Origin of the sequence: Azospirillum sp. TSH64, from assembly GCF_003116035.1 — a bacterium.
GTDB lineage: Bacteria > Pseudomonadota > Alphaproteobacteria > Azospirillales > Azospirillaceae > Azospirillum.
Map to the genome: position 1 here is coordinate 3,990,781 of NZ_LGQW01000015.1, position 24,240 is coordinate 4,015,020.

Consider the following 24,240-nt stretch of genomic DNA (forward strand, 5'->3'; position numbering starts at 1 on the left):
GACCTCTCCCCTCACCAGACCGACCATGCCGCCAGCAGCAGCGGGGCCGCCGCCGCCAGCAGGCCGGCCCAGGCCCGCAGCGCGCTGCGCGCCGCGAAGACCCAGACGACCGCCGCCGCATAGATCGCGAAGCTCGCCAGCATGCCGGTCAGCACGGCCTGCGGCTTGCTCATCGGCAATGCCAGCGCCGCCACGCTGCCGAGCGCCGCCAGCGCATAGCCGCCGAACAGCGCCGCGACGATGCGCGAGGCGACCGGTGCGGCGCGGCGGACAGGGCCGATCCGCGGCATCATTGGTGCGGCGCTGCCGCCGGGCCGGCGGGAAGCGGCGGCAGGCCGTCGCCGTGGACGTAGGTGACCGTGGTGGCGTAGCTCACGGCGTCATAGCGTTCCGGACCCTTGGCGCCCGGACGCTCGCCGGGGCTGCGGTCGGTCAGGCTGGCCTCGGCGACATAAGTGCCCTTCCACGGCAGGTCGAAGCCGACGACGCCCTGTTCGTCGGTGTAGCCCTCCTTGGCCCAGCCGGACTGCGTCACCAGCGACACCTTGGTCTTCGCCTTGGGCTGTCCCTTGAAGAACAGCTTGAAGCGGCCTGGCTCGCCGGCGGGAACCAGATCCAGGGGCAGCTTCGGCTGCTGCTCCTTGAAGCCGGTGATCAGGCGCGCCGACGGGTGGTACCAGTTGGCGGTCTCCTTCCCGTTGTCCTTGCCCGGATAGAGCGGATAGAGCGGGTCGTCGGCGACGATGGCGTCGCCCTCGCCGGCCTTGAAGGGCAGGGTAAAGCCGGTTGCGGTCTTGGCCGCGTCCACCGTCTGCTCGCCTTTGGCCGAGACCAGCGTGGCGGCCGGCTTGACGAATTTGTCGAGCAGGCCGGGCGACGCCTCGCGCAGGTTGTCGCCGAACTCGCCGAAGCGGATCACCGCATTCTGGCCGTCGGGCTGTTCGATCCAGATCTGGTGGGCGTTGGCGGGTGCCGCGAGGCCCAGCAGGGCGACAATGGCGATGGACAGTCTGGTCATGATCACTCCGGCTGGATCGGGGGGTGGGGATCAGAAATCGGCGGAGGCGGACAGCAGCACCGTGCGCGGCGCGCCGACGGTCACGTAGGTGCCGGTGGTCAGCCAGTAGTTCTTGTCGAACAGGTTCTCGACATTGGCGCGGAAGGTGACCGGCGTGCCGACGACCGTGGTGGCATAGCGCGCGCCGATGTCGAAGCGGGTCCAGCCGTCGAAGCGCAGGGTGTTGGCGTCGGTCAGGTAGGAGCCCGAGGTGTAGATCACCCGCCCGTTGAGGGCGAGGCCCTGGACCCACGGGGTTTCCCAGTCCAGCCCGGCCGACAGGGTCTTGTCCGGCACGCCGGCGGCGTCGTTGCCCTGCACCGCGGCGACGGCGGTGCGCGTCAGCTTCGGGTCCATGAAGGCGGCGCTGGCCATGCCGCGCAGGCCGGGCAGGATCTCGCCATAGACCGACAGCTCCAGGCCGCGGTTGCGCTGCTCGCCGTCATAGGCCAGCTCGTTGGCCGCGGTGCGGATCGAGTTCGGCTTGGTCAGCTGGAAGACCGCCGCCGTGGTGGTGATCGTCCCCCAGTCGACCTTGACGCCGGCCTCGTACTGCTTCGACTTGAAGGGGGCCAGCACCGCGCCGGTGTTGGCGTAGCCGGCGCCGACCACGGTGCCGCGCGTCAGCCCCTCGGCATAGTTGGCGTAGAGCGAGACGTTGGACAGCGGCTTGACGACGAAGCCGGCCAGCGGCGAGGTCGCGCTGGCATCGTAGGTGCCGGTCTGGGCGCCGGTGGCGGTGCTGAAGCTGTCGACATGGACCTTCTGGCGGCGGGCGCCCAGCGTCAGCATCACCCGGTCGTCCAGCACCGACAGCGTGTCGGCCACCGCGAAGCTGGTCAGCGAGGTTTCCGCCGACTTGCGCGCGGAGGTGCGGGCGGCGGTGACGGCCGGCAGCGCCACCGGGTTGTAGATGTTCGACAGGGCGGAGCCGGCCGACTGGATGTAGGCGTTGCCCTCGTCGCGCTTGAAGCCGGTGTAGCCGACATTCAGCTGATGATGGACCGGGCCGGTCGCGAAGCGCCAGCGGGCGCCCGCGGTGCCGCTGACCGTGCGGGAATAGGAATCGTAATAGGCGTTGCGGACCGTGAAGTTGCCGAGCGCGTTCACTGCGGTGGTCGAGCTGGGGAAGGTCTGGTCGTTCTCGCCCTTGCGGTAGCCGATGCCGGCATAGGCGGTCAGGCTGTCCGTCAGGTCGACCTCGATGTTGGAGGCGACGGTGACGTCCTTCTGCACCAGAACCGTGCCGGGATACCAGTTGCTGCGCGCGTCGGGCGGGGAGGGGATGGCGGTGGTGGCGGGCAGGATGCTGATCTGCGGCCGGAAATTGTCGGTGTCGTCGCGCTGGCTGATGGCGTCCAGCGACCAGCGCAGCCGCTCGCCGCGGTAATCGACCGCCAGGGCTCCCAAGCCGGAGCGGAGGTTGCCGCCGTCGACCGACGCCTCGCCGTTGCGCATCAGCCCGTTGAAGCGGACGCCCCATTCCTTGGTCTCGCCGAACCGGCGGCCGACATCCAGATGCACGCCGAGATTGGCGTCGCTCATGTAGGTGGTGGTGACGCGGGTCAGCGGTTCGTCCCCGGCGCGTTTGGCAAGGATGTTGATGCCGCCGCCGATGCTGCCGCCGGGAGAAATGCCGTTGACCAGCGCGCCGGGGCCCTTCAGCAGCTCGATCCGCTCGACGATCTGCGCCGGCACGCGGTTGGACGACACCAGGCCGTACATGCCGTTGAAGCCGACATCGCCGGACCCGACGGCATAACCGCGGATCTGGAAGGTGTCGTCGAAGCCGTTGCTGCCGGTGGTCAGCCGGACGGAAGCGTCGTTGATCAGCGTATCCGCCGCGGTGCGCGCCTGCTGGTTCTCGATCAGGTCGGAGGTGTAGTTGACCGTGCTGAAGGGCGTGTCCATGACGTCGCCGCTGCCGAGCAGGCCGACCGATCCGCCGCGCGCGACCTGCCCGCCGGCATAGGGCTGCGCCAGACCGCCGGTCATCAGTCCGGCGTTGGCCGTCACCTGGAGGGCCGGCAGGGTCGTGCTGTCCGGGGAAATAGCCGGGGCCGCGGCGCTCTGCGCGACGACGGCATAACCCGACGCCGTGCGCGCGATCCCATGGCCGCTGCCGGCCAGCAGGCGGCGCAGGCCATCCTCCACCGTGGTGGCACCCTTCAGGCCGGGCGAGGTCTTGCCCCGGACCATCGCCGGATCCGCCTGGACCGTCACGCCCGCCTGCGCGGCGAAGCGGCTCAGCGCCTCGCCCAGGGGACCGGCGGGAATGTCGGCGTTGACGGTGGCGGCCGTCGTCTGGGCATGGGCCGCGGAGACCGGGAACGCGCCACCCGCCAGAACCGCGGCGGCGAGCCCGGCCGCGACGGCCGCCGGACGCAGGCCGGACCTGCGGGCGTCAGGCCCGGCCGAGCGCTCGCCACACGCAATGGTCGTGCAACGGGCATCTGCCGTGCCGCGAACTAGTTTCATAGTATCGGTTCCCCTGCCTGACGATGGTTGCAGCACGACACCGCCGACCGGCACGGTTCCCCCCAGGCCAGTCGAACGTGTGACTTATATAAGAGAATGCATATCATTCGCATCGATAATGCGAATCGTTCGCACTATAGTCATCGACTCTTGGCCGGTGCAACAGATGTTTGGCTCGATTGGATTTTTCCGGGGAACCGGGAGCAGCCTATCGCAATGCGCGCACCGTCCTGCCGCCGCAGGTGGCGGGCGCAGGAGCGCCGGACCCCCCATCCCGCCTTTACAGCGCCGGCCCAATGATCTTATCTCCGCAGCATGGATCGTCGCAGGCTCCAGTTCTTTGTCGCGCTCTGCGAGGAGCTGCATTTCCACCGTGCCGCCGCGCGGTGCCACATCACGCAGCCTGCCCTCAGCCAGCAGTTGCGGCAGCTGGAGGACGAGCTTCAGGTCCAGCTGGTCCACCGCAACAAGCGGCGGGTTTCCCTGACGAGGGCCGGCGAGTCCTTCCTGGGCGAGGCCCGGAAGATCCTGAACCAGATGGATCGAGCCGCACAGCTCGCGCGCCAGACCGACCGCGGCGAGATCGGGCAATTGTCGGTCGGCATGACCGCACCGGCGCTCTACATCGTCTTCCCCGAGATCATGCACCGGTTCCGCACGGCCTTGCCCAATTTCGGCGTGAACGTGCATGTCATGACGACGTCCGAGCAGGAGGAGGCCCTGAGGGCGGGGGCCATCGATGTCGGCATCTTCCATCCGCCGCTCGACGACCAGTCGCTGTCGTCGCACCTCATCGCGCGCATCCGTTTCAATGTCGTGCTGTCGGACCGCAACCCCCTGGCGGAGCGGCCCCGCCTGCGGCTGGAGGATCTGTCCAGGCAGCGCTTCATCATCTTCCCGCGCGTGATCGGTCCGCGCCTGTACGACGAGATCATCAGTCTGTGCCAGCAGGCGGGGTTCAGTCCGGAGCTGATCCTCGAAGCCTCGCCTGCCCAATCGATCATCGCGCTGGCCGCCGCCGACTTCGGCATCGGCCTCATCGCCTCCGATCTCCAGCAGTTCGCGCGGCCGGGTGTCGTCTACCGCCCTCTGGACGGGCCGGCTCCCTATCTGACGCTCGGGGTCGCCTACCAGAGCGACGACACATCCCCGGCGATCCAGACATTCCTCGATGTCGCCGCGACCGTCGGTGAACTGGTCTCCTGAGCGAACAGCCTCCGGCACGATCTCCGCCGGTAGAAACAAGGCCGGTGAAAACTTCTCCTTATCAATCGATCATTTTTAAAAGTTGGACCTACTCAGTTCGTTGGCCCTATCGTTTGCATAACGGAGGATCAAGCCAATGAAAGTCTTCATGATTGGGGAAGCAGCCAATCACAAGGACAAGCTCGGCGCTTTCCTGACGACACCCTGCGAGATCATTTCCCTTCCCCGTGAGGCCGCCCACTCGCCAGACTTCGATTCGGCGATCACCGCGGACGACGTGGTCGTGTCTTTGCGTTTCTCCCGCAACGATGGGTCCGTTCCGGATTTTCGACTTCTGCATGTGCCGGGGGCCGGGCTGGACGGCATCGACATGGCCTCCCTGCCGTCCGGAGCCAGCCTGTGCAACGTCTTCGAACATGAGATTCCCATCGCCGAATTCGTCATGGCGGCGATGCTGAACTGGGAAATCCGTCCCGATGCCCTGCGCGGCTCCTTCGCCACCGACAGCTGGTCCGACGTCTACCGGGCGCGCGTGCCGCATGGCGAGATCCACGGCCTGACCCTGGGGCTGATCGGCTTCGGCCGCATCGGGCGGATGATTGCCCGGCGGGCGGCGGCCTTCGGCATGCGCATCCTCGCCGTGGATCAATTCGCGGCTGACCCCGACGGTCTGGCCGAGGCGATCCTGCCGCCGGACCGCCTGCCGGAGATGCTGGCGCAGTCGGATTTCGTGGTGATCGCCTGCCCGCTCACCGACGAAACACGCGGGCTGATCGGAGCGGCCGAACTCGCCGTCATGAAGCAGACCGGCGTGCTGATCAACGTATCGCGCGCGCCCATCGCCGACGAGGAGGCGCTGTACGGCGCCTTGCAGCGCCGGACCATCGGCGGTGCGGTGCTCGACGTCTGGTACGGCTATCCGGCCGGGGCGGACGACCGGGTGGCGCCCGCGCGCTTCCGCTTCGAGGATCTGCCGAACGCGGTCTGCACCCCGCATTCCTCGGCCTGGACCACCCGGCTGCCCGAACGCCGCTATGCCTTCATCGCCCGGAACATCGACCGGCTGATTGCCGGCGAACCGCTGCTGAACCTTGTGCGGGCGCCTGCTCCGGCAGCGCGGCCCGCCTTCCAGAACACGAGCTTCCCATGATCCGAGACACCGAGGACCTCGCCCGCCGCAGCGCCGGCGTGCCGATCAAGATCACCGGCGTGAAGACCTTCGTCGTCAACGCCGAGATGCGCAACTGGATCTTCGTCAAGGTGCTGACCGACCAGCCCGGCCTGTATGGCTGGGGCGAGGCCAGCCTGAACTGGAAGACGCGGGCCGTCACCGGCGCCGTCGAGGATCTGGAGCCGACCGTGCTCGGCCGCGACCCGCGCGACATCGAGCAGTGTGTCCGCGCGATGAACAAGTTCAGCTATTACAAGCTGGGCATGGTCGGCGTCACGGCGATCAGCGGCATCGAGCATGCGCTGTGGGACATCTTCGGCAAGAGCGTCGGCCTGCCGGTGTGGCGCCTGCTGGGCGGCAAGGTCCGCGACCGCGTGCGGGTCTACACCCATCTCGGCCTCGGCGAGATGAAGTCGGTGTACGAGACCTTCGACATCGGCTCCCTGAAGGAGCGCGCCGCCGCGGTGACGGAGAAGGGCTACGACGCGCTGAAGGTGGTGTTCATCCCCTACGGCGCCCACAGCGCCCCGGTCCCGGCGCAGCGCCATGTCGGCAAGATGATGCAGGCGCTGCGCGACACGGTGGGCGACGGCGTCGACATCATGATCGACTTCCACGGCCGACCCGGCTCCATCGCCGCCGCCATGGGCTACATCCGCGAACTGGAGCCCTACCGGCCGATGTTCTGCGAGGAGCCCGTCCAGCCCGGCGACACCGAGGCGCTGCGCCGCATCGCCGAGCAGGCCGACTGCCCCATCGCGTCGGGCGAGCGGCTGGTAGGACTGAGGGAGTTCATGCCGGTCTTCGCCCAGAAGGCGGTGCACATCGCCCAGCCCGACCTGAACCACACCGGCGGCCTGCTGGAAGGGAAGAGGATCGCGGCACTGGCGGAGGCGGAGCTGATCGGCATCGCGCCCCACAATCCCAACGGCCCGCTGGCCGGCGTCGCCGCCCTGCATTTCGACATCTCCACCCCGAACTTCGTCATCCAGGAGGAGATGAGCGGTGCGGTGCCCTGGTACGACGACGTCGTGCAGACGCCGATCCGCCGCACCGGCAGCCACTGGGAGGTGCCGGACGTTCCCGGTTTCGGCATCGAGGTGAACGAGGATGAGGCGGCCAAGCACCCCTTCAAGCCGGAGGTGATGCACACGACCTCCGCCGTCCTGGACGACGGCACCATCGTCGATTGGTAAGCCGCAATCGGTAAGGCGCTGCCACTCTGCTTCATCGGACGGATTTCCATCATGAGAGACTTCAACACCCCGGGCGACGTGTTCAACGCGCTGCCGTCGCGGGTCGTCTTCGGGGCGGGCGCGGTCGACCGCATCGACGGAGAGGTGGAGCGGCTGGGGGCCGAACGCGCGCTCGTCGTCTCCACGCCCGGCCGCAGCGCCATGGGCGGGCGTGTCGCCGACCGCCTCGGCAGCCGCTGCATCGGCATCCTGCCGGAAGCGATTTCCCAGGTGCCCATCGAACTGGCCATCCGGGGCCGGGCCAGGGCGCGCGAGATGGGCGCCGACTGTCTGGTCAGCGTCGGCGGCGGCGCCTCCATCGGTCTGGGCAAGGCCATCGCGCTGGAACTCGGGCTGCCGATCATCGCCGTGCCGACCACCTATTCCGGCTCCGAGATGACCGGCTTCTGCGGGATCACCATCGACGGCGTCAAACGGATGCACCAGAGCCTGCGCATGCTGGCCGGTACCGTCGTCTACGATCCCTCGCTGACGCTCGGGCTGCCGGTGGACGTCAGCATGGCCAGCGCCATGAACGCGCTCGCCCATTGCGTCGACGCCATCTACACCCCCACCATCAGCCCGGTGATCGTGCCGGCGGCGATGGAGGGCGCTCGGGCGATCATGGACGCGCTGCCGCGGGTGGCCGCCCGTCCGGACGATCCGGAGGCGCGTGCCGACCTGCTTTACGGCGCCCATCTCGCCGGTGCGGCGCTGGCCGGAGGCTTCGCCCTCCAGCATGGCGTCGCCCATGTGCTGGGCGGCACCTACGGCGTGTCGCACGGATTGTCCCATGCGCTGGTGCTGCCCCATGTCGCGGCCTACAATGCGCCCTTCGCCCCCCAGGCCATGGACCGGCTTGCCGCCGCCATGGGGGTGGCAGACGTCGGCGCCGCCATCTTCGACGTGATGGAAACGGTCGGCCTGCCGACGCGCCTGACCGAGGTCGGCTTCTCCGCCGACCGGATCGCGGAGGCCGCCCGCATCACCGTCGAGACCGACAACCGATACAACCCCGGACCGGTGACCGAGGAGGCCGTGCGCGGCATCCTCGCCGCGGCGGTGGAGGGGCGCCGCCCAGGGTCGCATCCGGGCCGATAGGGGCCGGCGCTGGGAGCCGAACCGGAGCAGAGAACGCAAAAAAGGGAGGAACCACCATGACGATCAAGCCCACCATGACGATCAAGCGCAGACAGTTTCTGGCAGCCACCGCGGCGGGCGCCCTGGCCGTCCCCTTGGCCGCCCCCTTCATCTCGAAGGCGCATGCCGCGGAATTCGCCTGGAAGTTCGGCCACGGCTTCCCTGCCAGCCACCCGCTGCACGTCCGCGCCGTCGAGGCCGCCGAGCGCATCCGCAAGGAGACCAACGGCAAGGTCGACATCGCCGTCTTCCCCAACAGCCAGCTCGGCGGCGACAGCGACCTGCTGGCGCAGGTCCGCTCCGGCGGCATCGAGTTCTTCAGCACCGGCGGGCTGATCCTGTCCACCCTGGTCCCGGTAGCCTCGATCAACGGCATGGGTTTCGCGTTCAAGGATTACGACGCGGTCTGGAAGGCGATGGACGGCCAGCTCGGCGGCGTGATCCGCAAGGGCTTCGACAAGGCCGGCCTCCACGCCTTCGAGCGCATCTGGGACAACGGCTTCCGCCAGATCACCACCGCCACCAAGCCGATCACCGGGCCGGCCGATCTGGCGGCCTTCAAGATCCGCGTCCCGGTCAGCCCGGTCTATGTGTCGCTGTTCAAGGGGCTGGGCGCGTCGCCGACCAGCATCAACCTGGGCGAGGTTTACGCCGCGCTACAGACCGGCGTGGTCGATGGGCAGGAGAATCCGCTGGTGGTCGCCGACACCGCCAAATTCTACGAAGTGCAGAAATTCTGCTCGATCACCAACCATGTCTGGGACGGCTCGTGGATCGTCACCAACGGCCGCTCCTGGCGCGGGCTGCCCGAGGATCTGCGCCAGATCGTCAGCCGCAACCTGAATGACGGCGCGCAGCAGCAGCGCCAGGACATCGCCGGCCTCAACGAGGCGCTGCAGAACTCGCTTTCGCAGAAGGGTCTGACCTTCAACAAGGTCGATCCGGCGCCGTTCCGGGAGGTTCTGCGCAAGTCCGGCTTCTACGGCGAATGGAAGGCCAAATACGGCGAGGAGGCCTGGAACGCCCTGGAAAGCTCGGTGGGGGCCCTGACATGACGGCGGTGGTGGATCACAAGTCCACCGCCGGCCCGTCCGCTGCCGGTCCTTCCGACGGCGCCAGCCCGTGGCTGGCGCAGGTCGACCGGCTTCTGGGCTGGCTGTCCGAATTGCCGGTGGCGCTTCTGGTGGCGGCGGAGGTGGTGATCCTCTTCACCGGCATCGTCGCCCGCTACGTACTCCACGCTCCGATCACCTGGTCGGACGAGCTGGCGTCGATCCTGTTCCTGTGGCTGGCGATGCTGGGGGCCGTCGTCGCCTTCCGCCGCGGCGAGCATATGCGGATGACCGCCTTCGTCAACTGGGCGTCGCCCCGCGCGCGGGCCTTCCTCGACGTCTTCGCGGTGGCGGCGGCGCTCTGCTTCCTGCTGCTGGTCATCCTGCCGGCCGGCGAATTCGCCTGGGAGGAGCTGGAGATCACCACCCCGGCCTTGCAGATCTCGAACATGTGGCGCGCGGCGGCCCTGCCGACCGGCCTCGCGCTGATGATCGCGACGGCCCTGGTCCGGCTGGCACGGGTGGGCGATGTCCGGCTGGTGGCGGGCGCCCTGGCGGCGGTGGCGGCCATCGCCGCACTGTTCACGGTCCTCCAGCCGGTGCTGGCCGATCTCGGCAAGATCAACCTGCTGGTCTTCTTCGTGGTCGTGGTGGCCGGGTCGGTGTTCGCCGGCGTGCCCATCGCCTTCGCCTTCGGGCTGTCGAGCTTCGGCTATCTCGCTTTGACCACGAAGGTGCCGCTGCTCGTCGTCATCGGCCGGATGGACGAGGGCATGTCGCACCTGATCCTGCTGTCGGTGCCGTTGTTCGTCTTCCTCGGATTGCTGATCGAGATGACCGGCATGGCCCGCGCCATGGTGGCGGTGCTGGCCAACCTGCTCGGCCATGTGCGCGGCGGCCTGTCCTATGTGCTGATCGGTGCGATGTATCTGGTCTCCGGCATTTCCGGATCGAAGGCCGCCGATATGGCGGCGGTCGCCCCGGTGCTGTTCCCGGAGATGAAGAACCGCGGCGCCAAGCCGGGCGATCTGGTGGCGCTGCTGGCCGCGACCGGCGCGCAGACCGAGACCATTCCGCCCAGCATCGTGCTAATCACCATCGGCTCGGTCACCGGGGTTTCCATCGCCGCTCTGTTCACCGGCGGCCTGCTGCCCGGCCTGCTGCTGGCGGTGATGCTGTGCCTGGTCGTGCGGCACCGCTACCGCAACGAAGACCTGTCGGGGGTGCGCCGGCCGACCGGCAGCGAGCTGGGCAAAAGCCTGGTGGTGGCGCTGCCGGCGCTCGCCCTGCCTTTCGTGATCCGCACCGCGGTGATCGAGGGCGTCGCCACCGCGACCGAGGTGTCGACCATTGGCATCGTCTATGCCGTTGCCGTCGGGCTGCTGGTCTATCGCCGCTTCGACTGGCGGCGGGTGGTCCCGATGCTGGTCGAGACCGCCGCCCTGTCTGGAGCGATCCTGTTCATCATCGGCACCGCGACGGGGATGGCCTGGTGCCTGACGCGCTCCGGCTTCTCGACCGATCTGGCCCACTTCATGGCCAGCCTGCCGGGAGGCTCCTTCACCTTCCTGGCGGTGTCCATCGTCGCCTTCATCATCCTGGGCAGCGTTCTGGAAGGCATCCCGGCCATCGTGCTGTTCGGCCCGCTGCTGTTCCCCATCGCCCGCGAGATGGGCGTGCATGAGGTGCAGTATGCGATGGTGGTGATCCTCGCCATGGGTTTGGGCCTGTTCGCCCCGCCCTTCGGCGTCGGCTTCTACGTCGCGTCTGCCATCGGGCGGGTCAACCCGGACGAGGGCATGCGCCCGATCATGGGCTATCTGGCGGCGCTGCTGGCCGGACTGGCGCTGGTCGCGGCCATTCCCTGGATCTCGACCGGCTTCCTGTAACCCGTATCGTCGGTCTTTTGGCAGGTTGCTCAAGCCGGCTCCGGTTCACTCCGGGGCCGGCTTTGTTTTTGGGAGGCCGGTCAGCGCTGCGAGACCTATCCGGCCGCCGCAGCGTGCAGGCGGACGTCGGCGAGCAGGACATCAAGCTGTTCGTGAAGCCCCGGCTGGGCGCCACGGTGGACATCCCAGCGTTGTCCGACTGGCTCGGCCGTCAGCTGGCGCCCTACCAGAACCCGCGCTACATCGCGCTGGTGGAAGGGTTCGAGCGCACACCCAGCCAGCGCATCATGAAGCACCGCCTGTCGCCCGCGGTGAATGACAGCTGGGACCGTCAGGCGGCGCGGTAAGGCTGCCCGGCATCGTCTTCGCCTCCGTCGTCGAAAACGGACAAAGCCGGCTGTGAGGCACAGCCGGCTTTGTCGTGTAGCAGGGAGGCAGAAGCCCCGCCCTCAGCGGGTCATGCGCGGCTCCGGCAGGCCCTGGACGCCGGCGTCGAACATCAGGACCCGGCCGCCATGGGGGTCCTCGGCCAGATCGGCCGGGCCGCGGCTGAGCGAGGTGACCAGCATCGTCCGCAAGCCCTCCCCGCCGAAGGCGCACATGGTCGGCTTGCGCATCGGCACCTCGATGCGGCGGTCGAGGTCGCCGCGCGGGGTGAAGCGCTTGATGCAGCCTTCGTCCAGGCAGCAGATCCAATAGCAGCCGTCGGCGTCGACCGCCGCACCGTCCGGCCGCCCGACCATCGCCCGCATGTCGATGAAGGGGCGCCGGTTGCCGGCGGTGCCGGCCTCCGGATCGTAGTCCCAGGCCCAGACCATCCGCACGTCGCGGTGGGTGTCCGATGCGTAGAGTGTCCGGCCGTCCGGGCTGAAGGCGGAGCCGTTGGGGATGACGAAGCCGGTCAGCCCGGTTTCCACCAGCCCCTCGGCGCGGGTGTAGCGGTACCACGCGCCGGACGGGTCGCCCTTGGCGATGTCCATCACCATGGCGGACACCCACAGCCGCCCCTGCCGGTCGCAGCGCCCGTCGTTGAAGCGCATGCCCTCCGTCGGGAAGGGGCTATCGGCGAGGCGGCTGAGCACCGCTTCGCCCCCCGCCTCGGGCAGGTCGGCATCGAAGAGGCCGGTCTGGCAGGCGACGACGGCACCACCGTCCGGCCGCAGCGCGAGGCTGCCAACCGGCTCCGGCAGCGTCCAGTCGCGCCGCACGCCGCTGGACAGATCCAGCCGGTGGATGCGGCGGCCGGGGATGTCGATCCAGGTCCAGCTGCGGCGGTCGGCGTCCCAGACGGGATTCTCGCCGGTGCCATTGCGCAGGTCCGGTTCGATGACGGCATCGAGACCGATGGTGGTGACGGCGGTCATTTGGTTGCTTTCACCGGTCCGCCCGAAACGCCCGCCCGTTCGGCCCGCCAGCGCTTCACCAGCGGCAGCAGCATCGTCAGGATGGCGACGGTCAGCAGCACCGCGGTGATCGGCCGGCTGTAGAGGAAGTCGTAGCTGCCGCCCGAGAGCGACAGCGCGCGGCGGAAGTTGGCCTCGGCCATCGGTCCCATGATCAGCGCCAGCACCACCGGCGAGGCCGGGAAGTCCCACTTCTGCATGAAGTAGCCGGCGACGCCGGCGGCCAGCATGATGCCGATGTCGAACAGGCTGTTGTTGATGGCATAGGTGCCGACGACGCAGAGCGCCAGGATGACCGGCGTCAGCACCGACTTCGGCATCTGCAGGATGCGGCCCATGAAGCGCAGCGAACCAAGCCCCAGCACCAGCATGCCGACATAGCAAAAGATCATGCCGGCGAAGAGGGTGAAGACCAGATCGCCGTGTTCCTTGAACAGCAGCGGACCCGGTTGCAGGCCCTGGAGCGTCAGGGCGCCCAGCATCACGGCGGTCACCGCGTCGCCGGGGATGCCCAGCGTCAGCATGGTCAGCAGCGCGCCGCCGGTGCAGCCGTTGGCGCCGGCCTCGCAGGCGGCCACGCCGCCCAGCTCGCCCTTGCCGTAATTCTCCGGCGTCTTGCTGAAGCGCCGCGCCTCGTTGTAGGCGACATAGGCGGCGATGTCGGAGCCGGCACCGGGAATGATGCCGATGACGATGCCGAGGATCGAGGAGCGCGACACGACGCCGAGCAGCGACTTGTAGGTCGCCCAGGGCGGGATGATGCGGCCAAGTGCTGCCGCCATGCCGAGGCGTACCTTCGGGTCCTCCATCGACTTGAAGGCTTCGGCGGCGGCGAACAGCCCGATCATCACCGGGATGAAGGGGACGTTGAACAGCTCGGTGTAGCCGCCGGTGAAGCGCGGGAAGCCGCCCATCGGGTCCATCCCGACGGTGGCGATCAGCAGGCCGAGGAAGCCGGCGATCAGCCCCTTCACCACCGACTTGCCGGAGATGCTGGCGATGATGCTCAGCCCGAAGACGGCGAGCGCGAAGCTTTCGGACGCGCTGAACTCCAGGGCGAAGCCGGCGAGAACCGGCGCCAGGAAGATCAGCACGAGGATGCTGGCCATGCCGCCGAGGAAGGACGACAGGGTGGCGGTGCCGAGTGCCACACCGGCCATGCCCTTCTTGGTCAGTTCGAAGCCGTCCATCGCGGTTGCGGCGGCGGCAGGCGTGCCGGGGATCTTCAGCAGGATGGCGGTCACCGAGCCGCCATAGACGCCGCCGAAGAAGACGCCGGAGATCATCAGCAGGCCGGACACCGGGTCCATGCCGAAGGTGAAGGGCAGCAGGATGGCGACGCCCATCGTCGCGGTCAGGCCGGGAAGGGCGCCGATGACGATGCCGAGTGCAACACCCACCAGGGACAGCAGCAGCGCCATCGGGTTGGCGGCCAGCGTCGCGACGCCGTTCATCAGCATGCCGAACTCATGCATGGCGGCGCTCCTTGGCGGGAGTGAGGCGGGACGACGGGGTCATTCGAACAGGCTCCCGACCGGCAGTGGCACCTGGAGGGCGCTCTGGAAGGTGAAATAGATGACGGCGGTCACGACAACGGCGATCACCGGATTCCACAGCGGGCTGCGCTGCCCCATCAGCCACATCAGGGCTGCCATGTAGACCACCGTGGCGACGGCGTAGCCGACATACTCCATGGCGTAGAGGCAGGCGGCGGTGGCGAGGATGCCCAGCGCCACCCCGGCATAGCCGGCGACACCGACCGGCGGGGTATCGTCGGCGATGGTCGGCATGCGCAGCGTGTTGGCGATCAGGATCAGGCACAGCACGATCAGCACGGAGGCGTGGATGATCGGGAAGCGGGCCGGGCCGACGTCGGCGGCCAGCATGGTCTTGGGGAAATCGCCGGTCGATGCGATGGCGGCGGCGGCCACCGCGATCAGCACGACCGCGATGACGAGATTGGCGATCTTGGTGGAGAGGGGCGCGCCGGCCCCGCCGCCCTGGACAGGTGCGTTGCTCATCAGTCGGACTCCTCGGAAACGGAACGCCGGCCCGGCGGCTGCCGGACCGGCGCGTTTCCGTGTTACTTGGCCATGCCGAGCTTGGTCATCAGATCCTTGAAGAAGGCGTTGTCCTTCTGCATGGCGGCGCCGAACTCCGGACCGTCGGCATAGGCCCAGGTCAGGTTCATCTTGGCGAGCTGCTCACGGAAGGCCGGCTCCTCGGCCGCCGCCTTGCTGGCCTTGCGCAGGGTCTCGACGACCGGCGCCGGGGTCTTCTTCGGAACGACGATGCCGCGCCATGTGGCGACCGACAGGTCGATGCCCTTCTCCTTCAGCGTGGGCACGTCCGGGAACGCCTTGGAGCGCTCGTCGGCCATCACCGCCAGCATGCGGAGCTGGCCGCCGGCAACCTGGCTCGACACCTCGGCCGGGCTGACCGACACCGCCTCGATGTGGCCGCCCAGCAGGGAGGTCACGGCCGGGTTGGCGCCGTCGAACGGGATGTGGTTGAAGGTCAGGCCGGTCTTGTTCTGCAGCGCCTCGGCGGCGAGGTGCCAGATGGCGCCGGTGCCGGAGTTGCCGATGCGGACCTTGCCGGGGTTGGCCTTGGCGTCGGCCAGGAACTCCTCGATGGTCTTCCAGGGCGCATCGGCCTTGACGGTGATGGCGCTCGGCTCGGCGTTCAGGCGGGCGATCGGGGTGAAGTCGTCGACCGAGAAGCGGGCCACGCCCATGTGCGGCAGCAGGGTGATCTCCACCGTGCCCATGCCGACCTTGTAGCCGTCGGCGCGGGCGGCCATGATCTCGGTCAGGCCGACGGCGCCGCCGCCGCCGGTCTTGTTGACGACGCCCATCGCCTGCGGCAGGTGCTTCTTGGTGGCGTCGGCATAGGCGCGGGCGACCAGATCGGTGCCGCCGCCTGCGGCATAGGGAACGATCAGCTCGATCGGCTTGGTCGGGTAGTCGGCGGCCTGCGCGCCGGCAATCAGGCTGGCCGTGGCCAGGACGCCGACGACGGCGCCGGTCAGGAGGCGATAGCCCTTCATAAACGTTCTCCCTCGAATTTTGCTTGATGGGGTGCGGATAAGGAAAAGCGGACGGCTTCGCCGCCCGCGTGAAGTCAGCGCGGGTTGAGCGCGGTCCAGGACGCGACGAAGGCGTCGGCCCGCTCGGCGATCTCAGCTGCGGTCATGCCCGGCTTGTAGAGCGCCGATCCCAGCCCGAAGCCGGCGACGCCGACCTCCAGGAAGGGGGCCATGGTGTCGGGGGCGATACCGCCCACCGGCAGCAGCCGGGTGCCGGCCGGCAGCACGGTGCGGATCGCCTTGACGATGGTCGGGTTGATCTGCTCGGCCGGAAACAGCTTCAGCGCGTCGGCGCCGGCCGCCAGAGCCGCGAAGGCCTCGGTCGCCGTGGCGACGCCGGGGACGCAGGCCAGTCCGGCCGCCTTGGCGGCGCGGATCACCGCGGTGTCGGCATGCGGCATCACCACCAGATCGGCGCCGATCTCCTTGAGGCGGGCGACCTGCGCCACCTCCAGCACGGTGCCGGCGCCGACCAGCGCGTCCTGCGGCAGGATGCGGCGGATGGCGGCGATGCTGTCGAACGGATCCGGCGAGTTGAGCGGCACCTCGATCAGGCGGAAGCCGCGCTCGTAGAGGGCGCGGGCGGCGTCCTCGCATTCGGCGGGCTTCAGGCCGCGCAGGATGGCGACCAGCGGCAGGGCGGCGAAGGCGGCGTCGAGCCTAGCCTTCAATGTGTCTTCAGACATGTGTGTCCTTTCCGGCCGGCGGCGCGATCAGGCCGGCGGCGATGGCGAACTGGAACAGCCCCTTGGGCGCGGTGTTTTCGAGCCGGGCGGTGGGCTCGATGCCCAGCAGGGCCAGCCCCTGGACGTAGCGGCGGCACAGCGAGCCGTCACCGATCAGCAGAAGCGGCCGGCCACTGCCCAGCGCCGCCCCCATCCGGGCGAGGCCGGAGACCATCTCGTGCCCGATCAGCAGGCCGGACAGGAAATCCTTCAGCAGTTCCGGCGCCATGCGGCGGGTGATGCCGAGCGTGCGGGCGGCGAAGATCTGGTGCGACAGGTCGCCTGGGCCGCTGGCCTGCGCCGCCCGCACGCCGTCGGCGAAGGCCGCGTCGCGGGCGTCAGCATCGGCCTCCACATCCGCCGGCATCAGGCGGCCGAGGATCGAGTGCTTGGTCAGCACGGCGAACAGCTCGCCGGTCATGTAGGTGGCGAAACGGGTCATCCGCCCGTCCTCGATCTGCACCCATTTGGAATGGGTGCCGGGCAGCACCATGCAGGCCTCGCGCGCCCAGTCCGGACGGTCGGCCAGCACGCCGGCGATCTGGATTTCCTCGCCGCGCAGGATGTCGGGCGGTGCGTCGGGCGGGGCGTAGGTGACGCCGGGGGCGATGAGGATGCGGACGCCGGCGGCACTGTCCACCGCGATGGCGTGGCCGGCCAGCGTGCCGGTGTCGGCCGGGCAGGCGACATAGGGCGCCTCGGCCCAGCCCTGGGCGCTGCCGACCATGCCGCCGGCCACCACCGGGACGCCCGGAGTGCCGGCCAGCCAGTCGCCGCACAGCTCGGCGAAGGCCTGCTCGAAGCCGGGCAGGCCGGGCTGCGGCAGATTCTGGATGCCGTGCGCGTTGGCGCGCTGCTCCAGCACCATGCCGGCGCCGTCCATGAGGAATCCGCGCAGACTGGAGGTGCCCCAGTCCAGCGCGATCAGGGCCGCCCCGTCGCGCTTCCGTCCTGTTTCCATCCCAATTCCTTCGATATCGCATCGGCGGCCGCGCGGACCACCGGTCCGAGTTCAGCCATCCGTTCGTCCGGCATGTAGGGCACCGCGCTCGCCACGCTGATGGCGGCGACCACCTGGTTGCTGATGTCGCGCACCGGCGCGCCGACGCAGCGGACGCCGATCTCGTTCTCTTCGAGGTCGAGCACCCAGTCCCGCCGCAGGAAGCCTGCCATCAGCTTTTCGTATTTCGGCCAGGGCAGCGGCCCGGGCCGTCCGCCCACCGTGTCCGGCGCCGTCGCCACCGCGTCGTGCAGCGCACGCCAGCGCGACGGCGGCATCCCCAGCATCAGCGCCTTGCCGATGCCGGTCGAGGCCAGCGGCATGCGCAGGCCGACGCGCGAGCGCATCTCCAGCCCGCGCGTGCTCGGAATCTTGTCGAGATAGAAGACCTCGTCGCCGTCGACCACGCCGAGATGGACGGTGTCGCCGGTGCGCTGGGCCAGCGCCTCGATGTGGGGCCGGGCGAGCGCCACCAAGGGCCGCTGCTCCAGCGCCCTCATGCCGAGTTCGATCAGCTTCGGTCCCAGCAGATAGCCCTTGTAGGGGACATGGTGCAGGTACCCCTCCGCCACCAGGCTGTTCAGCATGCGGTGAACGGTGCTGCGCGGCGTGTTCAGCCGGGCCGCGATGCCCTTCACCTCGGTCGTGCCGGTCGCCACGCACTCGATGGCCGCCAGCCCGCGGAGCAGGGTCTGCGTTCCGGCGGCCTGCCGCCTTTCGGGCGTGGCCGGGTCGATCGCGTCAACGGGCTGGGTCATGGGGTCGGTTCTGGTGGGCATTCGTGTCGCCTCGGTGACGGGACCTTAGTGGCCACGTTGTATGTTGTCAAATCTAACGGCAATGATGCCATATAGTGAGACATCTATAAAGAAGGCAATATGACGCGCCGGTACGGCCAATCTTGACCCAGCCATGGTCAGCTCCTAACATCCTGATGATATTGAGAGTTGTATCTCAATATTTGAGACATTGTTTGCGTCGAGCGCGGGCCGCACCGCGCTTCGCGGTTTTCAACACGAGTGAAGGAAGGGCTCACGCATGTTCGATGATCTGAAAGGCCGGCGCGTTCTGGTGACGGGGTCGTCCCAGGGAATCGGTCTGGCGGCGGTCGAGGCGTTCGCCCGCCACGGCGCGCTGGTCGGCATGAACGGCCGCAAGGCGCCGGCCGACCTCGACTCCACGCTGGCCCGGCTGAACGCGCTGGACGGCGAAGTCGCCTTCCTGCCTGGCGACGTGTCGTCCAGCGAGGGTGCAAAGCGTCTGGTCGAGGATTTCGTCGCCCGCTTCGGTGGCATCGACGTACTGATCAACAACGCGGGCGGTCTGGTCGCGCGCAAGCCGCTGGAGGAGATCGACGACGAATTCTTCGACGCGGTGACCGACCTGAACGCGCGCTCCGCCCTGATGGTCACCAAATACGCGCTGCCGCACCTGAAGGCGTCCGCCACGCAGAGCGGCACCAGCGCGTCGGTGATCCTGGTCGGCTCGGTCGCCGGCTACACCGGCGGCGGCCCCGGCGCCGGGCTGTACGGTGCGGCGAAGGCGTGGCTGCACAACATCCAGAAGAACTGGGTGGCCTTCCACACGAAGGACGGCATCCGCTTCAACACGGTGTCGCCCGGCACCTTCGACACCGCCTTCCACGCCGACAAGGACATGGACACCAAGGCCCGGATCGGCGCCGGCTTCCCGATGGGCCGCTTCGGCAAGCCGGAGGAATGCGCGCCGACCTTCCTGTTCTTCGCCTCGCATGCCTGCAGCGGCTACATCACCGGGCAGATCCTCGACGTCAACGGCGGCCAGTACATGCCCTGAGCCGGCTGGCTACTCCCTCCGGCCCGAAGTTTCGGCCAATCGGCCGCTCCGGGCCGGCAGGGCAGGGGCATCGTCGCGCAGCACGACGTAGATCGCCGGGATGACCAGCACGGTCAGCAGCGTCGAACTCAGCAGGCCGAACAGCAGCGAGATCGCCAGCCCCTGGAAGATGGGGTCGGTCAGGATGAAGGCGGCGCCGATCATCGCCGCCACCGCCGTCAGCAGGATCGGCTTGAAGCGGATCGCCCCGGCCTCGAGGACCGCCTCCCGCAGCGGCAGCCCGCGGTCCCGAAGATGGCGGATAAAGTCTACCAGCAGGATCGAATTGCGCACGATGATGCCCGCCAGGGCGATGAAGCCGATCATCGAGGTCGCGGTGAAGGCGGCCCCGAACAGCCAGTGTCCTGCCACGATGCCGATCAGGGTCAGCGGCACCGGCACCAAAATCACCAGCGGCAGCCTGAAGCTGCCGAATTGCGCGACCACCAGCAGGTAGATGCCGAGGATCGCCACTGCGAAGGCGGCACCCATGTCGCGGAAGGTGACGTAGGTGATTTCCCACTCGCCTTCCCACAGCAGCGTAGGCCGGCTCTGGTCGTCGGGTTGGCCATGCAGCAGGATGTCCGGCGCCGCCGTGAGGCCGGCGGCTTTCCAGTCGATCCGGTTCAGCCGCTCCTGCACCGCCAGCATGCCGTAGACCGGCGCCTCGTAGCGTCCGGCGAGATCTGCCATCACCATCTCGGCAAAGCGGCCGTTGCGGCGGAACAGCGGATATGACGCCGGTTCCCGCGCCATGGTGACGAGGTCGCCCAGCTCGACCGTGCCGCGGGCGCCGGGCACCGGCGTCGCCAGGATGCGCTCCGACAGGAACAGGCCCGACTTCGGCAGCCGCACCGATATCTCGATGGGAGTGCGCCCGGCGCCGCGATGCGAGTAGCCGACCGGCACGCCGCCGACCAGCGCCTGCAACGTGTCATAGACCGCCTGCTCCTCGACGCCGTGGAACTCCAGGCTCTCGCGGTCCAGCGCGAAGCGCAGCCGCTCGCCGGGCGCACGCACGGTGTCGTCCACATCGACGATGAAGTCGACGCTGCGGAAGGCGTCCCGGACGATGCCCGTCGTCTTGCGCCGCGTCTCCGCATCGGGACCGTAGACCTCGACCAGCAGGGTGGAGAGCACCGGCGGGCCGGGCGGCACCTCGACGACCTTGAGCGAGGTGCCGTCGGGAGCGGCCAGATCCCTCAGCCGGGCCCGGATGTCGAGCGCGATGTCGTGGCTGCTGCGGTGGCGCTCGCCCTTGGGGGCGAGGTTGACTTGCAGGTCGCCCTGCTCCGGCTGGTCGCGCAGATAGTAATGGCGCACCAGACCGTTGAAGTTGAAGGGCGAGGCGGTGCCGCCATAAGCCTGGACGCTCGCCAGTTCCGGCAGGTCGGCGATCGTCCGGGCGGCGGCCAGCAGCACGCGCCCGGTATCCTCCTGCGCCGCCCCGCGCGGCAAATCCACGACGACCTGGAGTTCGGACTTGTTGTCGAAGGGCAGCAGCTTGACCGCCACGTCCTTGGTGTAGAAAAGCGCCGTCGAGGCCAGCGTCGCCACGCCGACCACGAGCAGGAATGCCCAGGCCCGGCGCCTGCTGCGGATGACCGGGCGCGCGACGGTGAGGTATAAGCGGCCCAGCAGGCCGCCCTGCTTATCGCCATGCCCGCCGCCCTGTTCATCGCCGTGCCCAGCCGGGGCTTCGCCCGGCCGCAGCTTCACCATCAGCCAGGGCGTCAGCACCATGGCGACGAAGAAGCTGAAAACCATGGCGGCCGACGCATTCGCCGGGATCGGGCTCATGTAGGGGCCCATCAGGCCGGACACGAACATCATCGGCAGCAGTGCGGCGATCACCGTCAGGGTGGCGACGATGGTCGGGTTGCCGACCTCCGCGACCGCCTCGACGGCGGCCTGCACCTTGCTGCGGCCGTCGCGCATCGACCAGTGCCGGTCGATGTTCTCCACCACGACGATGGCGTCGTCCACCAGGATGCCGATGGAGAAGATCAGCGCAAACAGGCTGACGCGGTTGATGGTGTAGCCCATCAGCCAGGACGCGACCATGGTCAGCAGGATGGTGGTCGGGATGACGATCAGCGTCACCATGCCCTCGCGCCAGCCGATTGCCAGCACGATCAGCGCGACGATGGTCACGGTGGCGAGCGCCAGATGGAACAGCAGTTCGTTGACCTTCTCGTCCGCCGTCTCGCCGTAGTTGCGGGTGACGGTCAGCGTCAGGTCCCTGGGCAGCGGCCCGGCCTGGATGGCCTGCACGCGGTCGAGGACGCGCCCGGCGATGGTCACCGCATTGGCCCCGGCGCGCTTGGCGATGGCGATGGTGACCGCCGGCGTTTGGACGAGCCCGCCCTTGCCGTCGGGCAGCAGGTTCCAGGCCGTGCTTTCGTCCGGCCGCGAGCCCATAACGATGTCGGCCACATCCTTGACATAGACCGGGCGCCCGTCGCGGGCGGTCACCAGCAGCAGGCCGATGTCGGCGGTCCCCTGAAGCGTCTGTCCGGCCAGCGCCGGCAGGCTGCCGCCCTGGGCGCGCACCGAGCCGACCATGAAGGCGCGGTTGGCGCTCCTCACCTTGTCGACCAGCTGGTTGAGCGTGACGCCGAACAGAGCCAGCCGCTCCGGATCCGGTTCCACCCGGATCTGGTCGGGATGGCCGCCGGCGATGAAGCTGCGGCCGACATCCTCCACCTGCACCAGCTGCGCCAGCAGCTCGTCCGCCACGCCATACAGCGCGGTGTCGGTCCAGCGCGACGCCGCGTCCGGCCGGGGCGCCAGCGTCAGGGTCAGGATCGCCACGTCGTCGATGCCGCGCCCGACGATCAGCGGCTCCGGAATGCCGAGCGGGATGCGGTTCAGGTTGGCCCGCACCTTCTCGTGGACGCGCAGGATCGCGTCGTCCGCCGAGGTGCCGACGAGAAACCGGGCGGTGACGACGACGCGGTCGTCCAGGGTCTGGCTGTAGGTGTGCTCGACCCCGTCGATGCCCTTGACGATCTCCTCCAGCGGCTTGGTCACCAGCTCGACCGCGTCGTCCGCCTTCAGCCCGTCGGCGCGAACCAGGATGTCCACCATCGGCTCGCTGATCTGCGGCTCCTCCTCCCGCGGCAGCGAGAGCAGGGCGACCGTGCCGACCACCAGCGAGGCCAACAGCAGAAGCGGGGTGAGGGGCGAGCGGATGAAGGTCCGCGTTAGCACCCCGGAGAGTCCGAGCGTCATCATGCACCGTCCGGGCGGACGATCACGTCGCCGGGCCTCAGGCCGGACAGCACCTCGATCCCGCCGAGCTGGTTGCCGACCCCGGGGATCGCACCGCCGACCTGCACCGGCACCTCCGTCCCGTCGGCCAGCCTTACGAAGTCAGTGCCGAAGCGGCGCAGGAGATAGCCGGGCGGAATGACGAATGCCTGCCGCGTGCCGGTGGCGACGTAGACGCGCACACGCTCGCCGACAAAGAAGTCGCCGAGCCCGCTCACCGTGGCGTCGGCCACCACCTGACCGCCGGACATCTCGGGATAGACCTGACGGACGGTGCCGCGCTTCAGGTCGAGCGGCTTCGCGTCCGGCGCGGCCTCGCCGCCGGGCGGCATCACCGGGGCGAGGCCGCGGTCGCCGACCAGCACCGGGTCGCCCTCGTGCATGAAGCGGGCATGGCGTTCGGGCAGGCGCAGGCGCAGCACGTAGGTTTCCGTCGCGATGCTGGCGACCGTCTCGCCGGGCATCACCACGGCGCCGTCGATTGCCTTGACCTGGAGGATGCGGCCGTTGGCGGGGGCGGACACCGCGCCCTCGCGCATCTGCTCCACCACCACCGCCCGCTCCGCCGTCATGGCGGCGATCTGGGCGCGGGCCACGTCCACGGCGGACTGCGCGTCGTCGAGCCGCTGCTGCGTCCCCGTTCCGCTCGCCCGCAGCTGCCGGGCGCGGTCCAGCTCCAGGCCGGCCTGATGCTGCTGCGCCTGGAGCGCCTGGATGCGCGCGTCCAGCGCCGCCAGTTGCAGCGGCAGCTTCGGGTCATGCACGGTGGCAACGACCTGACCCATGCTGACCTTGTCCCCTTCCTTCGCCGTCAGATCGGCGATGGTGCCGCCGATGCGGGTGCGCGCCAGCGTCTCGTGGACGCTTTCCACGGTGGCGAAGACGGCCTTCAGATCCTCCACCATAAGGGCGCGCACTGTGAGCCGGGCGGCACCGGCGTCGGCCTGGGCCAGCGCACCGGACAGCGGAACTGCGGCGAACAGGAGCGTCGCGGCCAGAAGGAGGCCGGCGGGTCGACGGGGCATGACGGCCACCTTGACTGGGATGGATAAAGCACCTCTTGACCATTAAATAAGAATAATCTAATTTAGTGTCAATGAATGAATTGGACCGCAGCCATGTGAGTTCGGCGGCGCGCCTGCTGAAGGCGCTGGCCAACGAACGGCGCCTCTCCATCCTCTGCCTGTTGGGGCGCGGGGAACTCTGCGTCGGCGACTTGGCGGACGCAGTCGGGCTCAGCCAGTCGGCCTTGTCGCAGCATCTGGCGAGGCTGCGTGCCGAGGGCCTCGTGCGGACCCGCCGCGACGGGCTGACGATCTTCTACAGGCTGGCCAGCGCCGAGGCGGCTGCGGTGATCGAGGTGCTGGCGGGCCTGTATTGCGATCCTGTGCCGGAGGACTCTCCGGCTTCGGGCCAATCCTTGCATCGGGAGACATCGACATGAGCATCGACCGCATCGTGATGGCCTTCGCCGGGACCCTTGTCCTGCTGAGCTTGGCCTTGTCGCATCTGCACAGCCCGCAGTGGCTGTGGCTGACCGCCTTCGTCGGCGCCAACCTGTTGCAGGCCGCCTTCACCGGCTTCTGCCCGCTGGCGGTCGTCCTCAAGCGGCTGGGCGCCAGGGCGGGCGCCGCCTTCACCTGAGCCTATGCAGCTGGGGTCATGGCCA

Annotated in this window: 22 protein-coding genes; 10 read left to right on the forward strand and 12 right to left on the reverse strand. The window is 68.8% G+C overall.

Going from position 1 to position 24,240, the window contains the following annotated elements; all coding sequences use genetic code 11:
- Positions 1-11 precede the first annotated feature (11 nt).
- From TSH64_RS19530 to TSH64_RS19540, 3 genes are read right to left on the reverse strand one after another with little or no spacing between them, the layout of a single operon-like run.
- Entirely contained in the window at positions 12-293 is a 282-nt protein-coding gene (locus TSH64_RS19530; protein ID WP_109447472.1) for a DUF3649 domain-containing protein, read from the reverse strand.
- Entirely contained in the window at positions 290-1,018 is a 729-nt protein-coding gene (locus TSH64_RS19535) for a DUF4198 domain-containing protein (protein ID WP_109447474.1), read from the reverse strand. The genes TSH64_RS19530 and TSH64_RS19535 overlap by 4 nt, the downstream gene beginning before the upstream one ends.
- A 30-nt stretch (positions 1,019-1,048) precedes the next feature.
- Complete coding sequence (locus TSH64_RS19540; RefSeq protein WP_109447476.1) at positions 1,049-3,535, reverse strand: TonB-dependent receptor; 2,487 nt, start codon at positions 3,533-3,535, stop codon at positions 1,049-1,051.
- Between the two features lie 315 nt (positions 3,536-3,850).
- On the opposite strand from TSH64_RS19540, the gene TSH64_RS19545 reads away from it, so the two are divergent.
- From TSH64_RS19545 to TSH64_RS19575, 7 genes are all read left to right on the forward strand, one after another.
- A complete protein-coding gene (locus tag TSH64_RS19545) occupies positions 3,851-4,741 on the forward strand; it encodes a LysR family transcriptional regulator (protein ID WP_098737104.1) in 891 nt (296 codons plus the stop codon).
- A 148-nt stretch (positions 4,742-4,889) separates the two neighbouring features.
- Complete coding sequence (locus tag TSH64_RS19550; protein ID WP_199237606.1) at positions 4,890-5,891, forward strand: 2-hydroxyacid dehydrogenase; 1,002 nt, start codon at positions 4,890-4,892, stop codon at positions 5,889-5,891.
- Positions 5,888-7,108 (forward strand): enolase C-terminal domain-like protein, encoded by a 1,221-nt coding sequence (locus TSH64_RS19555; protein ID WP_199237607.1) that lies wholly within the window; start codon positions 5,888-5,890, stop codon positions 7,106-7,108. Before TSH64_RS19550 ends, TSH64_RS19555 begins: the two co-directional genes overlap by 4 nt.
- A 51-nt stretch (positions 7,109-7,159) precedes the next feature.
- A complete protein-coding gene (locus tag TSH64_RS19560) occupies positions 7,160-8,248 on the forward strand; it encodes a maleylacetate reductase (protein WP_109447480.1) in 1,089 nt (362 codons plus the stop codon).
- Between the two features lie 56 nt (positions 8,249-8,304).
- Positions 8,305-9,342 (forward strand): TRAP transporter substrate-binding protein, encoded by a 1,038-nt coding sequence (locus TSH64_RS19565; RefSeq protein ID WP_244592502.1) that lies wholly within the window; start codon positions 8,305-8,307, stop codon positions 9,340-9,342.
- A complete protein-coding gene (locus TSH64_RS19570; RefSeq protein WP_109447482.1) occupies positions 9,339-11,228 on the forward strand; it encodes a TRAP transporter large permease subunit in 1,890 nt (629 codons plus the stop codon). Before TSH64_RS19565 ends, TSH64_RS19570 begins: the two co-directional genes overlap by 4 nt.
- Positions 11,229-11,341: 113 nt before the next feature.
- Positions 11,342-11,575 (forward strand): hypothetical protein, encoded by a 234-nt coding sequence (locus TSH64_RS19575; protein WP_199237608.1) that lies wholly within the window; start codon positions 11,342-11,344, stop codon positions 11,573-11,575.
- A 102-nt stretch (positions 11,576-11,677) separates the two neighbouring features.
- Here the strand turns inward: TSH64_RS19575 and TSH64_RS19580 are convergent, their stop codons facing one another.
- From TSH64_RS19580 to TSH64_RS19610, 7 genes are all read right to left on the reverse strand, one after another.
- Positions 11,678-12,592 carry an SMP-30/gluconolactonase/LRE family protein gene (locus TSH64_RS19580; RefSeq protein ID WP_109447484.1) on the reverse strand — a complete coding sequence of 305 codons (915 nt, stop codon included), beginning with the start codon at positions 12,590-12,592 and terminating at the stop codon, positions 11,678-11,680.
- Positions 12,589-14,106 (reverse strand): tripartite tricarboxylate transporter permease, encoded by a 1,518-nt coding sequence (locus tag TSH64_RS19585; protein WP_109447486.1) that lies wholly within the window; start codon positions 14,104-14,106, stop codon positions 12,589-12,591. Before TSH64_RS19585 ends, TSH64_RS19580 begins: the two co-directional genes overlap by 4 nt.
- 39 nt (positions 14,107-14,145) lie before the next feature.
- On the reverse strand, positions 14,146-14,652 hold the full coding sequence (locus TSH64_RS19590; RefSeq protein WP_109447488.1) for a tripartite tricarboxylate transporter TctB family protein: 507 nt from the start codon (positions 14,650-14,652) through the stop codon (positions 14,146-14,148).
- Between the two features lie 62 nt (positions 14,653-14,714).
- Entirely contained in the window at positions 14,715-15,680 is a 966-nt protein-coding gene (locus tag TSH64_RS19595) for a tripartite tricarboxylate transporter substrate binding protein (protein ID WP_109447490.1), read from the reverse strand.
- 74 nt (positions 15,681-15,754) lie between these two features.
- Positions 15,755-16,405: a 2-dehydro-3-deoxy-6-phosphogalactonate aldolase gene (locus TSH64_RS19600; protein WP_109447492.1), complete on the reverse strand. Its 651-nt coding sequence runs from the start codon at positions 16,403-16,405 to the stop codon at positions 15,755-15,757.
- Positions 16,398-17,405 carry a 2-dehydro-3-deoxygalactonokinase gene (locus TSH64_RS19605; protein WP_109447494.1) on the reverse strand — a complete coding sequence of 336 codons (1,008 nt, stop codon included), beginning with the start codon at positions 17,403-17,405 and terminating at the stop codon, positions 16,398-16,400. The genes TSH64_RS19600 and TSH64_RS19605 overlap by 8 nt, the downstream gene beginning before the upstream one ends.
- Positions 17,369-18,202, reverse strand: coding sequence for an IclR family transcriptional regulator (locus TSH64_RS19610; protein ID WP_109447497.1), 834 nt, complete (start codon positions 18,200-18,202; stop codon positions 17,369-17,371). Before TSH64_RS19610 ends, TSH64_RS19605 begins: the two co-directional genes overlap by 37 nt.
- Positions 18,203-18,482: 280 nt before the next feature.
- Between TSH64_RS19610 and TSH64_RS19615 the strand changes: the two genes are divergently transcribed.
- Positions 18,483-19,259, forward strand: coding sequence for an SDR family oxidoreductase (locus TSH64_RS19615; RefSeq protein WP_109447499.1), 777 nt, complete (start codon positions 18,483-18,485; stop codon positions 19,257-19,259).
- 9 nt (positions 19,260-19,268) lie between these two features.
- Here TSH64_RS19615 and TSH64_RS19620 read toward each other — a convergent pair whose 3' ends face one another.
- Both TSH64_RS19620 and TSH64_RS19625 read right to left on the reverse strand, forming a co-directional pair.
- Complete coding sequence (locus tag TSH64_RS19620; RefSeq protein WP_109447501.1) at positions 19,269-22,532, reverse strand: efflux RND transporter permease subunit; 3,264 nt, start codon at positions 22,530-22,532, stop codon at positions 19,269-19,271.
- Positions 22,532-23,596, reverse strand: coding sequence for an efflux RND transporter periplasmic adaptor subunit (locus TSH64_RS19625; RefSeq protein WP_109447503.1), 1,065 nt, complete (start codon positions 23,594-23,596; stop codon positions 22,532-22,534). Before TSH64_RS19625 ends, TSH64_RS19620 begins: the two co-directional genes overlap by 1 nt.
- Positions 23,597-23,667: 71 nt before the next feature.
- Between TSH64_RS19625 and TSH64_RS19630 the strand changes: the two genes are divergently transcribed.
- Entirely contained in the window at positions 23,668-24,015 is a 348-nt protein-coding gene (locus tag TSH64_RS19630) for a metalloregulator ArsR/SmtB family transcription factor (protein ID WP_109447505.1), read from the forward strand.
- Positions 24,012-24,215, forward strand: a complete 204-nt coding sequence (locus TSH64_RS19635) for a DUF2892 domain-containing protein (RefSeq protein WP_109447507.1) — start codon at positions 24,012-24,014, stop codon at positions 24,213-24,215. Before TSH64_RS19630 ends, TSH64_RS19635 begins: the two co-directional genes overlap by 4 nt.
- The last annotated feature ends 25 nt before the right edge of the window (positions 24,216-24,240 follow it).